The sequence below is a fragment of the Mucilaginibacter sp. NFX135 genome (assembly GCF_048565145.1).
Lineage (GTDB): Bacteria > Bacteroidota > Bacteroidia > Sphingobacteriales > Sphingobacteriaceae > Mucilaginibacter.
Map to the genome: position 1 here is coordinate 262,525 of NZ_CP183412.1, position 14,649 is coordinate 277,173.

A 14,649-nucleotide genomic window follows, 5' to 3' on the forward strand; every position below is an offset into this window, starting at 1 on the left:
GTGTGTTTACATGCAGGCGCTTTTTGGTTATGCTTTTACAAAGCCTACCACGTTTTGCAGGTAGTTATCCATCATATCAATATCTACCACATCATTAATAAAACCGATATGCATATCCGGGCGAACGATGATAGCTTTCTTCTGTTTCTCTTTAATACCAAAGGCATCAAATACGTGCTGGTTTTTAGCTGATGGCGGCAGGTAAAAAAAGTTAAGGGTTCCCGTATAGTTTTGGGTGATCCATTTGGCCAGGGTAAACAGATCGAGCTCTTGTAATTTACCCAGGGTTATCATTGTAAAACCAGGCTTACTGCACCACTCATGCAGGTCAGTTTCCTGCTGTTTCTTTTCGTCGAACACTTTGAGGTACGGCAACCTGTCGCCTGCTTTTACGGGTGAATCATGACTCAGGTGCAAATTGATCTGACTTTCGCAATAGTTGATACCGGTTTGAGATATCCGCTTAAAAAAAGCTTCACGTAAGGCAGGTTTGCCCCAAACATTCTTCAGAATAGCCGGCAATGCCCATTTTTTGAACAGGCCCACAAACCAATTTCGCGATAGTATCAATTTAAAAATACGATCGGTGGTGTTCAGCAGGTCTTTGGCTACAGGCATCCGCTCAACAGCATAGCTGTCCAGTATTTTTTCCTGCAGTTGGTTATTTACTACGCCTGCCAGTTTCCAGGCCAGGTTATAGGCATCCTGCAAACCGGTGTTCATGCCCTGCCCGCCTACCGGCGAATGGATATGCGCTGCATCACCAATTAAAAAGCACCTGCCTTTCCTAAAACTATCGGCCATGCGGTGATGCAGCCGATAGGTAGTAAACCAGTTGGTTTGTTTTACTTCGATAGTTTGCCCGGTAATAGTATTCAGAAAAGGCAATATCTCTTCTATCTGTAAATCTTCATGTTGATCGAGTCCTACGGGTAACTGGCCAACAATGCGATAGCACTGCTCCTCGGGCATTGGGAAAAACGCCGCGAACTCTTTTTGGGCTAAAAACAAATTCACCTTATCGCCAAAAGGGTTGGCTATTTTCACATCGGCCAGGTAAAACTGGTGCTGATAGGTATCGCCATTAAATGGTATGTTTAATTGTTTACGCACCAGGCTGTGTGCCCCATCGGCGCCGATGAGCCAGTCGCAGGTCATGTGCCGGGTTTCCTCAGCGCTTTGTAATTGCACTATCAGCTTACCGGCTTGCTGTTCAATCGTCAATAACGAAGTATTCCAGTAAACGGGGCAGCAGTTCAATGTTAAAAAATCGAGCAAAAGACGTTCGTTCTTGTTTTGCTGATACAGATGCACAAATGGGAAGGCGGTTTGCCCCCCGCCCACATTACTTAATGATAAGGAGGCTACCTCTTTACCTTCCTGGTTGAATGCAACCCCTGAAGCTTGTTTGCCCCCTTTTATAATGGTATCAATAACGCCCATTTGCCGGTAGATCTCCAGCGAACGAGCCTGCACAGCCAAGGCTTTGGAATGGGTGGTTGGTCCCTGTTTACTATCAATAATTACAGGCTGCACACCATAACGCAATAATTGGGCGGCCATCATTAAACCCGATGGGCCTGCTCCTACTATCAATACGCTGGTATGCTGCTGCGTAACCGTCATTGTTTATTTATGGATGAAAAAGCAGGAAAATTGTTGGCCGTTTATGCAACTCGGGTACTTTTTTCTGCCACTCGGCAATGGTTTTGGTTTGTACAAATTCTGTAGGGGCTGTCAAATCTGCGGCTATGCAAAGTTTTGTTTTAGGGTTGGCGGTCTTTAATATTTCTTCCAGCATAGGGTTATTGCGGAACGGCGTTTCAATAAACAACTGCGTTTGATCGAGCTTAATGGCTGCAGCTTCCAGCTCTTTGATCTTTTTGCTGCGTAGCGCTTTATCAATGGGCAAATAGCCGTGAAAAGTAAAACTTTGCCCATTAAAGCCAGAAGCCATCAGTGCCAGCAAAATAGAACTTGGGCCTACCAGAGGCACCACTTTAATACCCATGCGGTGTGCTTTATCAACAATTTCGGCACCGGGATCGGCTATGCCGGGGCAACCTGCTTCGCTCATTAGTCCCACATCATTACCGGCCTGCAAACCTTTAAAAAAATCGGCCTTACCCATATCCCGGTTATGCTTGCTATAATCGTGAATGAGGAGTTCGCTTTGCGGCGTTTTTAAACCGGCCAGCTTTAAAAATTTGCGGGCGGTTTTTTCATTCTCCACAATGTATTCTTTGATACTGTTAATGGTATCAACCAGGTAAGGGGTAAATGATTGGGCAGCCGTTTCTTCGGCCAGCGGTACGGGTATTAAAAAAAGGGTTCCATAGGGCATATTGCAAAGTTGGTGTTTTTTGTTTAATTTAAGCTATTGAAAGGAGCCTGAAAAAAATGAATTCATTAGGCGTAAACTGGTTTATTGAGGGATATATTGATTTTGAGCAAAAAAAGTATGTCCTGCTGAGTTACTTACAGGAAATTAACCGCCATTTTGATAAGAGCCGGCTGTATCCCAACCTGGCCGATCTTATTTTTCATTACAACAACCTGATTGATTTTAGAAAGAACAAAACGGTGTTGCAACAGGCCTTCCCGCAGCGCTTAACGCAGGCAGACATCGACGCGGTAAAGCTCACTTACCAAAAGATCGTTCAAGACGATCAAAACATGCAGGAGATTGAACAGATTATTGCCTATGCCTTGTCAAAAATGGATCCTGCGATACAAACCGGTAAAGAGATATATGACTTTGTGGAGAGTCGCCTTAATATCGACCCGGTAGGTATTGTGCCCCTGATGCCCTATCATGGTTATTTTTCGTTACGGAATGGCAAGGAACGCACCAACCGGATATATGAATATCACCTTACTATTTTCGAGGATAAAGATGATAAGTACCGGGGCATCAACATATCGTTTATTGATACCTACGAGCACAGCATCACCAACACGCCCGAGGCTATGAAGCTGAGCCTGATCAACCGTAACAAATTTTTACCCAATCCGGCGGTATATTATATGCATTGCGATATTACTTTTCCGCTGGAGCAAACCTTGTTACCGATAGCCAAAAGATGCCTGGTAAAATATATTTCGAACGCGGCGTAAATCGTTTCTGAACCATAATTTCCCGATTTAAGGATTACCAAGATGGCGGTTAATGAAATCCAGTAATCATGTGCATCATGGTTCAGACAAATCCCCGGTACAATAAATCTTAAAATATTGGGATAGCCCAAAGTTTTACTATTTTTGGGCTCACAAAATTAACGATATGAATTTTCCAGCTGAGTTAAAATACACTAAAGATCATGAGTGGATACGGGTTGAAGGACAGGAAGCAACTGTAGGTATTACCGAATTTGCACAAGGCGAGTTAGGTGATATTGTTTATGTTGATGTTCCTACCAAAGGAAAAGCACTCGAACAAGATGAAGTTTTTGGAACGATAGAGGCTGTTAAAACAGTATCCGACCTGTTTTTACCCGTTGCCGCTACCATTATAGAAGTGAACCCGGCTTTAGACGGGGAACCCGAGCTGGTGAATACAGATCCTTACGGCGACGGTTGGATAGTAAAGGTTAAACTTGCTGATGCAAGCGCTGTTGATTCACTTTTATCGGCTAAAGATTACGAGGCTTTGGTAAATGCTTAAATGAAAATATTTCTAAAATTTCATGGGCTCACTATTTTGTGGGCCTTATTTGTTTTTACGATGTGCGCGGTTAATTTAGGCGATGTAGATAAGGAGCCCATGTTTTTTCCGGGCTTTGATAAACTGACGCATACCGGCTTCTTTTTCACGCTGGTAGTACTTTTTTGCAACGGAATAATAAGGCAACAAAAACCAGAACGATTCTCGTATAAACAAATAGTTTTAGTTACAATAGTTGCCATTTTTTTTGGTGGGCTGATAGAGATCCTTCAGCTCACCATTTTTACTTGGCGCAGCGCCGATTGGAGTGATCTTTTTGCAGATACCCTGGGTACCTGCATGGGGATGTTTGCGGTACTGGTTACATTAGGAGCAACGGGTTATGGTAAAAAATAAATTCATTGTATTAGGGGCACTCTTATTAGTGACGAGCCTGTCATCATGCGGCATATTCAAAAAAAGCTGTAATTGCCCCCATTTTTCTGACGTGCAGATGTGCAAATATGCAGATGTGCAGATGATGGGATAGATTTTACCCATCTTAGACGGCTTTTACCTCGCGATTCGTCATTGCGAGGTACGAAGCAATCTCTATACTGTACAGAGTGACTCTGCCTATCGGGGATTGCTTCGTACCTCGCAATGACGCGTGTATGTAATCTGAAATCCGCATTCCCTTGTCATCATTTTATCATTTCGCATCTGCATATTTGCACATCCGCACATTTGCACATCAATTTCACTGTTGTTATTTGGATTTAATATAAATAAGATTACATTTGCTGTGGTTTAAAATTATACGATGACACTTTCACAACTTGAAGTAGGCGAAATAGGAATTGTAAAGGAATTTACTGATCTGGAAATGTCGGTAAAGCTGATGGAAATGGGTTGCCTGCCTGGCGAAGAGATTAAGATTTCACGCATTGCGCCGCTTGGCGACCCGATTGCTATCCATGTTTCGGGCTACCAGTTAAGTCTGCGTAAATTTGAAGCCTCCACCATCGTGTTGCAGTAGTTTTGTAAAAATTGAAAGCCGATATAAGAGTTGCACTTGTAGGAAATCCCAACACCGGTAAATCAACTCTCTTTAATATACTAACCGGTCTTAATCAAAAAATAGGAAATTTTCCGGGGGTTACTGTTGATAAAAAAACAGGCTTTTGCCAGCTGCCTGATGGCCGTACTGCCGAGATTATTGACCTCCCAGGCACTTACAGCATCTATCCTAAAAGTAAAGACGAATCCATCGTATTTTCGGTTTTGGCGGATAAAGCCAAAGGACTGACACCTGATCTGATCGTGGTGATACTGGATGCCTCCAATCTTAAACGCAACCTATTGCTTTATACTCAGATAGCCGATTTGAAAATACCCATAGTGGTAGCTTTAAACATGATCGATGTATCTAAAAAAGCGGGTATTGATATCGACATTGATCAGTTCGCTAAAAAATTAGGAGTGCTGGTTGTTCCCATTTCGGCACGCAAGATCAAAGGGATCGATCAGCTTAAAAACGCGATCGCCTACACCAATAAAATTGCACTGCAGCAAGATACCATTGATGTTGAAGCTATTGCCCCGCAAATTATAGCACAGATCAAGAACGATCTGAAAATCGATAACCCATATCTGGCCCTGCAGCTGGCGCATCAGCATGAAACGCTGAGCTACCTTTCGGCCGAGCAAAGCGACCGTATTGAGAAACTGGAACATGAATTTTCTTTCCATTCGCAAAAATCACAGGCGGCAGAAACCATTGCACGGTATAGTTTCATCAACGATTTACTGTATGATACCGTTAAAAAGCCCGAAACGGCTCATGACGAAACCGTAAGCAATAAAATTGATAAGATACTTACGCATAAAGTATTCGGCTTTGTGATCTTCTTTGCCATATTGATGTTCATTTTCCAGGCTATTTTTTCCTGGTCGGCCTATCCTATGTCATTGATCGAGGATCTTTTTCTCTGGCTGCAAAGCCTAATCACTAAGGTTCTGCCGGCCGGTCCGCTGGTAAGTTTAATAGTTGATGGTGTGCTGGCGGGGTTAAGCGGCGTAATGGTATTTATACCGCAGATAGCTATTCTCTTCGCCCTGATATCTATACTGGAAGATACCGGCTACATGTCGCGTGTTACATTTATGATGGATAAGGTGATGCGTAAGGTTGGCCTCAACGGCAAATCGGTTGTACCACTTATCGGTGGTTTTGCCTGCGCGGTACCATCTATCATGAGTACACGCAACATCGAAAACTGGAAAGACAGGATGATTACTATTATGGTTACCCCTTTGGTAGCCTGTTCTGCTCGTCTGCCTATTTATACCCTGATGATTGCGCTGGTGGTACCCAACCGTAATGTATGGTGGATCTTTAACCTGCAGGGCCTGGCACTTACGGCTATGTATCTGCTCAGCATTGTATCGGCAGTTACGGTAGCCTTTGTTATGAAATTTATTTTAAAGGCCCGCGAACGCGGTTACTTTATCATGGAACTACCCGTGTACCGCATGCCCCGGTGGAAAAATGTAGGCTTTACCATGTATGACCGTTCCAAAACATTCGTGCTGCAGGCTGGCAAGGTTATTATAGCCGTATCGGTTATATTATGGGTATTGAAATCATACGGTCCGGGGGATACTTTTGCCAGGATCGATCAAAAATATCATCAAACACAATACACCAAAACCATGACGCCCGATAGTTTGACTAAGGTTATCGCCTCAGAAAAACTGGAAGGCTCCTATGCCGGCGTATTTGGTCATGTGATAGAGCCAGTGATCAAACCACTGGGTTTCGACTGGAAGATTGGCATTGCGCTCATCAGCTCTTTTGCTGCCCGCGAAGTGTTTGTAGGCACCATGGCTACCATTTACAGTGTGGAAGGCGACGCAGATAAAATGGAATCGGTACAGCAAAAAATGCACAGTGCCACTAACCCTGATACCGGGAAGCCGGTGTTCACTCTGGCGGTAGCATTCTCGCTCATGATGTTTTATGCCTTTGCCATGCAGTGCGCCAGCACCGTTGCCGTGGTATACCGCGAAACTAAAGACTGGCGCTGGCCCGCAGTGCAGTTTGCCTACATGACGGCTCTGGCCTATACAGCCAGCTTTATCGTTTACCATTGGCTGAAATAATATTTGGTTCATGGCTGATAGATCATAGTTCATAACTATTTGATCTCCAAATCATAGAAAAAATAATCTCTTGGTAATTACTTAAAAACTTCTGGCTATGATCTATGAACCATCAACTATGAACTGATGAAATCCCTATATTTGTGTTGAGGTAAAAATTGGATAAAGTAAAAGTTTTAGAAAAGTATCTTCCGCCAGACGCTGCGCCCCTGATTGGCCGCTGGATTGATTACTTTAAATGTGAGTTTAAAATTTCGCGCAACCGTGGTAGTAAATTTGGCGATTATCGTTCACCTTACGACGGTAAAGGGCACCGTATCTCCGTTAATTATGATCTTAACCCCTACGCTTTCTTGGTAACTACAGTGCATGAATTTGCGCACCTGCATACCTGGAACGAGCATAAGCATAAAGCCAAACCGCACGGTAGCGAGTGGAAAGCTAACTTCAAAAAAATGATGCAACCATTTTTTGAAAAGGATATTTTCCCCGTCGATGTAAAACATGCCATCACCAGCTATCTGAATAATCCGGCGGCCTCCAGCTGCTCAGATCTGAACCTGTACCGGTCCCTGCGCAAATATGACGCGCCAAAAGAATCTGTGCTTACCGTAGAGAAAGTCCCTCTGAAAGCCTTGTTCAAAATAAAAGGCGGCCGTATTTTCCGTAAGGAAGAACAGTTACGCAAGCGTTTTAAATGCACAGAGATAGCCACCAAAAGAGTTTACCTGTTTAGTCCGGTTGCCGAGGTGGAGTTGGTGGAAGATTAAATTTATGATTTTGGATTCCGGATGTCCAATTTCGAATTTGCCTTTAAGACGCAGTAATAAATCAACTCTCCTTTAGTTGGAGATCATCAAGGCTCAGCCAAATAAATCCGAAATCGAACATCCGAAATCCGAAATCAAAAAACATCCTTACTTTTGCGGCATGGCAAAAGTTAAATCATTTGTAAATAACCCTTACCAGGAAAACACCTACCTTTTATACGATGAAACCGGCGAATGTGTGATCATTGATCCTGGTATGTATACCGCCTCCGAACAAAATGTGGTAACCAATTTTATAAAGGATAATAATTTAATGCCGGTAATGCTCTTAAACACCCATTGCCATATTGACCACGTACTGGGTAACAAATTTGTATTTGACACATACGGGTTAAAACCAAATTTTCATATTGGTGAGTCGGAAGTTTTGGCAGCGGTGGTAACCTATGCACCACAAATGGGCATCCGTTATGAAGTATCACCCCTGCCCGATGAGTTCCTGCCCGAAACCGGCAGCATACAGTTTGGCCATACCACACTCCATTTGATCTTCGCCCCAGGCCATTCGCCCGCCTCACTGTGTTTTTATGATAAGGAAGCCAATATCCTGATAGGCGGCGATGTATTGTTTAGATTAAGCATTGGCCGGTATGACCTGCCCGGCGGAAGTTTCAGCACATTGATGGATAGCATTACCACCAAACTGTTTCGCCTGCCCGATAATTGTACGGTTTATCCCGGCCATGGCCCCGAAACTACCATCGGTTACGAAAAACAAAACAACCCGTTTTTAAACTAAAAGTCGAAATTAAAAAGTCAAAAGTCCTTCGCAACTCATAACTTGCAACTTACAACTCCAAAACTAAGTGAACACTTCGGTATATATAGCTAAACGGTACCTGTTTTCGGGCAAAAAAATGCACGCTATAAATATCATTTCGGGTATTTCGATGCTCGGTGTTTTAATTGGCAGCGCGGCGCTGATCATTATTTTGTCGGTATTCAACGGTTTCGAAAAAGTGATCCTTTCGCTGTATAGCAACTTTACACCCGAAATAAAGATAGAACCACGTCTTGGTAAAACTTTTAATCCGGATACTATCTACTTCAATACCCTACATCAGGATAAACGCCTTATTTCCTACACTGAGGTACTGCAGGAAAAAGCCTTGATCAAATATGGCGACAAAACTTTTTTAGGAACCATAAAAGGTGTAAGTGATGATTTTTTGAAGAATAAACAATTGGATAGCACCGTACAAGTCGGTTCCTTCACTTTAAAAAGCGGAGGGCGCAACTTCGCGGTTATTGGCGCCACTATCCAAAATAACCTGGGCATTAATGTTCATGATGAGCTTTCACCCATACAAATATATTCGCCAAGGCGAGGGACAGAAAGTTCGGATAATCCACTTAATGAGTTTGTGGTTCGCTCTATAAATCCATCCGGTGTATTTGGTATACAGCAGGAGTTTGATGATATAGTGGTAACACCCCTGGAGTTTGCCCGTGATTTGCTCGATCAGCCCAAAGAAGTATCCTCCATCGAACTTACCTATAAAAAAGGTACAGATCTGACATCGATCCAAAACAAATTAACAGATGATATCGGCACTAAATTCACCGTTAAAAATCGGAAGCAGCAAAACACCGAATTATATAAAACGTTGAATTATGAACGCTGGTCGATATTCATGATACTTACCTTCGTGCTCATTATAGCAATATTTAACATCATTGGTTCGTTAACCATGCTGGTGATTGATAAGCGCAAGGACATTGCCATATTAAGCAGCCTGGGCGCCAACAAACAGACAATACAAGGCATTTTCTTTTTTGAGGGAATGATGATATCATTAATCGGCTGTATTGCCGGTATTGTTTTAGGCCTGATATTCTGCCTGCTGCAACAGCATTTTGGCTGGATAAAAATGGGCGCGCAGATGTCGGTAATTGATGCCTACCCGGTTGATATTAACCCCGTTGATGTTGGCCTGGTGTTTTTAACGGTTGGCATCATTTCTGTAATAGCATCGGGCATCAGCGCACGATTAAGTATTAAAGGTTTAGATGAAATCAAACAGGATTTGTAAATTTGTGGTATGAGGATAGTATCAAGCCAACAGTCTTTAGTCGGAAGTACTAAGCCGAAAGTTCTTTTTCCCGGGCTTCGGACTTATAACTTTAGACTTATGACTAAACATGTTGGGTGTATTAAATATTTCGCGTTCTTAGTTGTTTTAATTGCTGCATGCTCATGTAACAGAAACCCGTCAAAAACCAAAGAATCAACGGTTTATAAAGGCCTGTACAGTTTTGGCCCCGAAATAAAATCATTTAAGGATTGTGATAGTGGTCGTGAGTTTTGGGTTGCCGACAGTTCGGCCCAGTTAGAACTGCAATATTCGCAGCTTAATTTCGAAAAACCTTACGAGCCTGTGTATGTTGAGGTAGAAGGCATCAAATCAAAATCAGGAAAAGAAGGTATGGGGTCTGAGTATGACAGCACGCTGGTTGTAAAAAAAGTTATAAAAATAACCAAAGAGATACCCCAGGACATTTGCAATTAATGATTAAATAGTATCAAGTAGTTAGTATCAAGTATCGAGACTACTTTTGCTATTGATAACCTTTTAAATCTTGATACTTGATACTAACTACTTGATACTGAAAACCAATTATTATGGAATCAAAACGTCAGCAAAAATTCGCCGGAGTAATACAGCAGGACCTGGCCGCCATATTTCAGCGCGAAGGCATGAACTATTTGCCCAATACCCTGGTAACCATTACTAAAGTACGCGTAACCCCCGATTTGGCCATTGCTCGTATATTTTTAAGCTTCTTTGGCAACAACAATCTGCAGCTGGCCCTGCAAACCATCAAATCACACGCCTCCGAGATCAGGTATAAACTGGGTGCCCGCATTAAAGACCAGGTAAGGATCATTCCTCAGTTGGAATTTTTTGTGGATGATACCAGCGAATACGTAGAGCGCATGGACAAGATATTTGAAAAACTAAGCAAAGAAGAGCGCCAGCCCGATACCGAATAATATTCCGGATGGACCCGCATGCCCGTTTAAAAACTTATTTGCAAAACAACCCCACTGCCATTGGCAAAGTGGTTGACTATAATGCCGGCACCGACCGGCTTTTTCCGTTGGACTTTACCGCCGCCAACACAGAGCTCAACATGACCATTATTGCAGATACGAAGCAATTTAGTGGTTGGGTAAGTGAAAAGTTAAAAACCAATAATTGCCGCTATGGTATTGGCGGCTATATGGAACATCGCACCATTTATGCGGTGAGTCCGCATTTTGATACGGAGGATGAGCCACGCCGGCTGCACCTGGGTGTTGATATTTGGGGCGATGCCGGTACGCCCATTTATGCACCGTTTGATGGTATAGTGCACAGCTTTCAGGATAATAATAATCTGGGCGATTACGGCCCCACCATAATATTGCAGCACAAGCTTGATAGCTTAACCTTGTACAGCCTATATGGTCATCTGAGCCGCAAAAGCTTGAACGGCTTGACCATTTGTATGCCTGTCAATAAAAATCAGCAGATAGCCACGCTGGGTAACAACCAGGAGAATGGCCAATGGCCACCACACCTGCATTTCCAGCTCATGTATGATATGGAAGGTAAATATGGCGATTACCCCGGTGTATGCAAATACTCTGAAAAGGAAAAGTACAGCTTGAATGTTCCTGATCCGGGACTCGTCCTGGGATTTTAAGACCCTAATAAAAGCGACTTTTGAATTAAACTTTATATCCGTTTTATTGTCGATATTTATATTATGATAAAGCGTTTATTTATATTCGTCTTGCTCACAGCGGCCACCGCGCTTACGGCTGTTGCCCAGCCCGCTTTTACGGGCGGCCAAAATGCGCTGATGGATTTTTTAAGAACAAAAATTGTCTATCCCGAATATTCCAGCAGAAATTGTATTTCAGGTACCATCGATGTATCCTTCCGGCTTGATCACAAAGGTAATGTTACCAGTGCCAGCGTGCAACGTGGACTGGGTATTGATCTGGATGATGAGGCTCTTAGGGTTATTAAATTAACATCTGGTCATTGGACTATACCAACTGACTACAACGAGAATACCAACCTGGTACAACCTATTCGTTTTGATCCCGACAGAACCCACTGTGGCGTTATTGACGCTAACAATATGCAAGCCGCTATCGACGATTATAAGAACCGACAGGAACTGGAGAACGCCGTTACCAATTATTATATCAACAAATATAAAGGCAAGGCCGATACCAGTAAGGAGCTTACCATTATAGCCTTAAAAAAACAATTGGGTTTTGGTGACGAGTTGATCAGCGACCTGCTAAAACAAGCCGATCAGAAATTAAAACAGGGCGATAAAGAAGGCGCCTGTACCGACTGGACCTTTATCCGCAACATAGGAAGCGATAAAGCCGACAGTTTTATTAAGAAATACTGCGGGCAATAATTTTATAAAATCTCTACATTCACTGCATGGTTCAACACGAGCAGCAATTACGTAAAAAGGTAAAAATCTGGATCATTATATTCATCATCGGCTTGGTATTGAGTGGAGTAACGGCCTTCCCTATTGAAACCGAACTGGGCTTTTTTGCAGCACATGTACAGTCGTTCCCGGCATTTATGCAGCCCTGGATCATGAAGGTATACTTCGCTGTAAAAACCACTAACCAAACATACCCTTATTTAAGTTATGGCACCGATTGGCTGGCATTTGGCCACCTGGTAATAGCCCTGGCATTTATCGGGCCATTAAAAGATCCTGTAAAAAATATCTGGGTTATACAGTTCGGGATGATCGCCTGCGTTATGGTGCTTCCGCTGGCTTTCATCGCCGGCCCTATACGTGGCATCCCTATTTATTGGCGTTTTATTGATTGCTGCTTTGGCATTTTCGGCATTATCCCGCTTTACATCTGCTATCGCGATATTAAAAAGCTGGAAGCTTTAACTTACTGAAGGAAGAATAATTGTCTGCTATAGAAAAAACATGTAGGTAACATGTTTTAAGGTTTGCCTTAATTTTTCAAGCGCGATGCTCACCTGGCGTTCAACAGTTTTTGGTGAAATATTGAGTTTACTGGCAATCTCCTTATATTTCATATCGCTGAAACGGCTCATTACAAAAATTTCACGGCACTTTTCGGGCAGCGTATTGATAGCCGCGTTAATTTGGCGGGTTAATTCTTTTTCTTCATACCCGCTTTCTACGGTGTTGCGCACTTCATCAAAAAGATTATTCTTTTCCAGATAAGCCACGTATAGGTTCTCTATTTTTTGATGTTTCAAATAATTCAGACTCCGATTTTGCACCATTTTAAATAAATAAGAGCCTACGGAACTTGAAAAAGTAACCTCATGGCCTTTTTCCCATAAAAGTGTGAAAACATCAGCAACAATTTCTTCAGAAATCGAGAGGTCATTTACAAAACGGTTGCAAAAAAGCGTAAGTCGGGTATAGTAAAGTTTAAATAAAGCCTCAAAAGCTTTTGTATCGCCTTGCGTAAGATTAGTAATAAGGATTTCGTCGCTTTTAGTAATCATTTATTCATAATCAGATCAAAATGAAGCACTTTTTAAAAAACTTTAACAAGTTAGATAAAAAAATTTAAATGTTTCAAATTTAATATGGGAATAATGATAAAGTAATTATAGAACATTCTGGACAGTGTAGTACAAACACAATTATTCCGGGCTTTTAAAGCCCCCTGCCGAATATTTATAAAAAATATTTTCTAAGTCTTTGAGGGTAAGCCATTTTTTAATTGTCTTGCTATTATAACAAGAATGGATAACGAAGAGATAAAACAATTATTAGTAAAGTACATTACCCGCGAGGCTGATGAACAGGAAACAGACCGGGTAAGAGAATGGGTTAAAGCACATCCGGAAAATGAGCAGTATTTTGCACAGTTGTATGAAGCCTGGCAGAATATGATGTACCTGAAACCAGAGCTTGTTGATGAAGAAAAAGCATATCAAAAATTTTTGTCGACAATACCACAGGAAACAAAGTACAGGCAATTATATAAATGGGGTAAGGTAGCTGCCGTTGTAGCAATATTTAGCGTGCTTTCAGTTTTTTTAATAAGGTATTATTCACAAAATGCCCAAAGCATTCGGTTGGTATCTGCCAGCAAAGGGGGAATTAAAAAGATTGTTTTAACAGATGGTACGCTTGTTTGGTTAAACGCGGGCAGTAAGCTGAACTATAACACTGATTTTGGTAAAAAGAACCGGACAGTTTATTTGGAAGGCGAGGCATTTTTTGAAATAGCACCTGGCAAAAAAACTATTCCTTTTATTGTTAACACAAAAAATTATACCATCAGGGATATCGGTACCAAGTTTAATCTGAAATCATACCCGAACGACTCTTTCTTTGAAACAACGGTTGTTAAAGGAGAGGTTTCAGTTGAAGGCAATATTGATAACAATGCCCGCGAAATGAGCCGTATATATGTTAAGCCGCGGCAGGTATTGCGCATATATTATCAGCAGCAGAAAGAAAAATACACTTATAAGCCCGATGATCAGCATGATCTTAAAGATCTGAATGAGATTCAGGTTTTACAGATCGATTCGGCCAAAATGGATAAATACGATGGATGGAGAGAAAATCTGCTGGTATTTGATGGTAACACACTCGACGAAATATCCAAAGTGCTGGAACGCCATTATAACGTAAAAATAGTTATGGATGATGCCAGCCTGCAAGGCATTAGGTACTCCGGAAGTTTTAAGAATGTGGCCTCGATTGATAAAGTGCTGAATCTGATAAAGGGAAATACCGAGATTGATTATACCATAAACGGAAATACCGTAACCATTACCAAAAACAATAACTAATCAACCATAAAAACTTAACCATTAAAAAACAATATATGGCAAAAAAATAACTCCCTCGCTTTTCAATAAAAAACCCGGTGTGCGCTAACACTCCGGGCTATGTAAAAAATTAATAGCTAATACCCTACGCTTGGGGAAGCATAGTATTAACTAATTAACAAACACAAATTTATGATAAATTTTG

At 41.9% G+C, this 14,649-nt stretch carries 17 protein-coding genes; 14 read left to right on the forward strand and 3 right to left on the reverse strand.

From position 1 onward, the window contains the following. Window positions 1–27: 27 nt before the first annotated feature. Together ACNURT_RS01120 and ACNURT_RS01125 are read right to left on the reverse strand one after the other, a co-directional pair. Window positions 28–1,626 (reverse strand): FAD-dependent oxidoreductase, encoded by a 1,599-nt coding sequence (locus ACNURT_RS01120; RefSeq protein WP_419700176.1) that lies wholly within the window; start codon window positions 1,624–1,626, stop codon window positions 28–30. 7 nt (window positions 1,627–1,633) lie between these two features. After that, complete coding sequence (locus ACNURT_RS01125; protein ID WP_419700177.1) at window positions 1,634–2,344, reverse strand: SAM-dependent methyltransferase; 711 nt, start codon at window positions 2,342–2,344, stop codon at window positions 1,634–1,636. Window positions 2,345–2,400: 56 nt separating this feature from the next. Here ACNURT_RS01125 and ACNURT_RS01130 point away from each other — a divergent pair, with 56 nt between their 5' ends. The 13 genes from ACNURT_RS01130 (at window position 2,401) to ACNURT_RS01190 (ending at window position 12,575) form a co-directional block, all read left to right on the forward strand. Further along, window positions 2,401–3,117: a hypothetical protein gene (locus tag ACNURT_RS01130; RefSeq protein ID WP_370998364.1), complete on the forward strand. Its 717-nt coding sequence runs from the start codon at window positions 2,401–2,403 to the stop codon at window positions 3,115–3,117. Between the two features lie 166 nt (window positions 3,118–3,283). Then, complete coding sequence (gcvH, locus tag ACNURT_RS01135) at window positions 3,284–3,664, forward strand: glycine cleavage system protein GcvH (RefSeq protein ID WP_370996865.1); 381 nt, start codon at window positions 3,284–3,286, stop codon at window positions 3,662–3,664. Next, window positions 3,665–4,060, forward strand: coding sequence for a VanZ family protein (locus ACNURT_RS01140; RefSeq protein ID WP_370996866.1), 396 nt, complete (start codon window positions 3,665–3,667; stop codon window positions 4,058–4,060). 406 nt (window positions 4,061–4,466) lie between these two features. Further along, window positions 4,467–4,682 (forward strand): FeoA family protein, encoded by a 216-nt coding sequence (locus tag ACNURT_RS01145; protein WP_370996867.1) that lies wholly within the window; start codon window positions 4,467–4,469, stop codon window positions 4,680–4,682. 11 nt (window positions 4,683–4,693) lie between these two features. Beyond that, window positions 4,694–6,808, forward strand: a complete 2,115-nt coding sequence (feoB, locus tag ACNURT_RS01150) for a ferrous iron transport protein B (protein ID WP_419700178.1) — start codon at window positions 4,694–4,696, stop codon at window positions 6,806–6,808. A gap of 158 nt (window positions 6,809–6,966) precedes the next feature. After that, complete coding sequence (locus tag ACNURT_RS01155; protein WP_419700179.1) at window positions 6,967–7,578, forward strand: SprT-like domain-containing protein; 612 nt, start codon at window positions 6,967–6,969, stop codon at window positions 7,576–7,578. A 160-nt stretch (window positions 7,579–7,738) separates the two neighbouring features. Next, complete coding sequence (locus tag ACNURT_RS01160; RefSeq protein ID WP_419700180.1) at window positions 7,739–8,377, forward strand: MBL fold metallo-hydrolase; 639 nt, start codon at window positions 7,739–7,741, stop codon at window positions 8,375–8,377. Between the two features lie 67 nt (window positions 8,378–8,444). Then, the gene (locus tag ACNURT_RS01165; RefSeq protein WP_419700181.1) at window positions 8,445–9,671 is read left to right on the forward strand and encodes an FtsX-like permease family protein; all 1,227 of its coding nucleotides are present in this window, start codon (window positions 8,445–8,447) and stop codon (window positions 9,669–9,671) included. Between the two features lie 99 nt (window positions 9,672–9,770). Next, window positions 9,771–10,148, forward strand: coding sequence for a hypothetical protein (locus tag ACNURT_RS01170; protein ID WP_419700182.1), 378 nt, complete (start codon window positions 9,771–9,773; stop codon window positions 10,146–10,148). A 113-nt stretch (window positions 10,149–10,261) separates the two neighbouring features. Continuing rightward, window positions 10,262–10,633, forward strand: a complete 372-nt coding sequence (rbfA, locus tag ACNURT_RS01175; protein WP_172333987.1) for a 30S ribosome-binding factor RbfA — start codon at window positions 10,262–10,264, stop codon at window positions 10,631–10,633. 8 nt (window positions 10,634–10,641) lie between these two features. Then, window positions 10,642–11,328 carry a peptidoglycan DD-metalloendopeptidase family protein gene (locus ACNURT_RS01180; RefSeq protein WP_419700183.1) on the forward strand — a complete coding sequence of 229 codons (687 nt, stop codon included), beginning with the start codon at window positions 10,642–10,644 and terminating at the stop codon, window positions 11,326–11,328. Between the two features lie 63 nt (window positions 11,329–11,391). Continuing rightward, window positions 11,392–12,063, forward strand: coding sequence for an energy transducer TonB (locus ACNURT_RS01185; RefSeq protein ID WP_419700184.1), 672 nt, complete (start codon window positions 11,392–11,394; stop codon window positions 12,061–12,063). A 26-nt stretch (window positions 12,064–12,089) separates the two neighbouring features. Further along, window positions 12,090–12,575 (forward strand): hypothetical protein, encoded by a 486-nt coding sequence (locus ACNURT_RS01190; RefSeq protein WP_419700185.1) that lies wholly within the window; start codon window positions 12,090–12,092, stop codon window positions 12,573–12,575. 18 nt (window positions 12,576–12,593) lie between these two features. Here ACNURT_RS01190 and ACNURT_RS01195 read toward each other — a convergent pair whose 3' ends face one another. Next, a complete protein-coding gene (locus ACNURT_RS01195; RefSeq protein WP_370996876.1) occupies window positions 12,594–13,160 on the reverse strand; it encodes an RNA polymerase sigma-70 factor in 567 nt (188 codons plus the stop codon). A gap of 243 nt (window positions 13,161–13,403) precedes the next feature. Here ACNURT_RS01195 and ACNURT_RS01200 point away from each other — a divergent pair, with 243 nt between their 5' ends. After that, window positions 13,404–14,465, forward strand: coding sequence for a FecR family protein (locus tag ACNURT_RS01200; protein WP_419700186.1), 1,062 nt, complete (start codon window positions 13,404–13,406; stop codon window positions 14,463–14,465). Window positions 14,466–14,649: the final 184 nt, after the last annotated feature.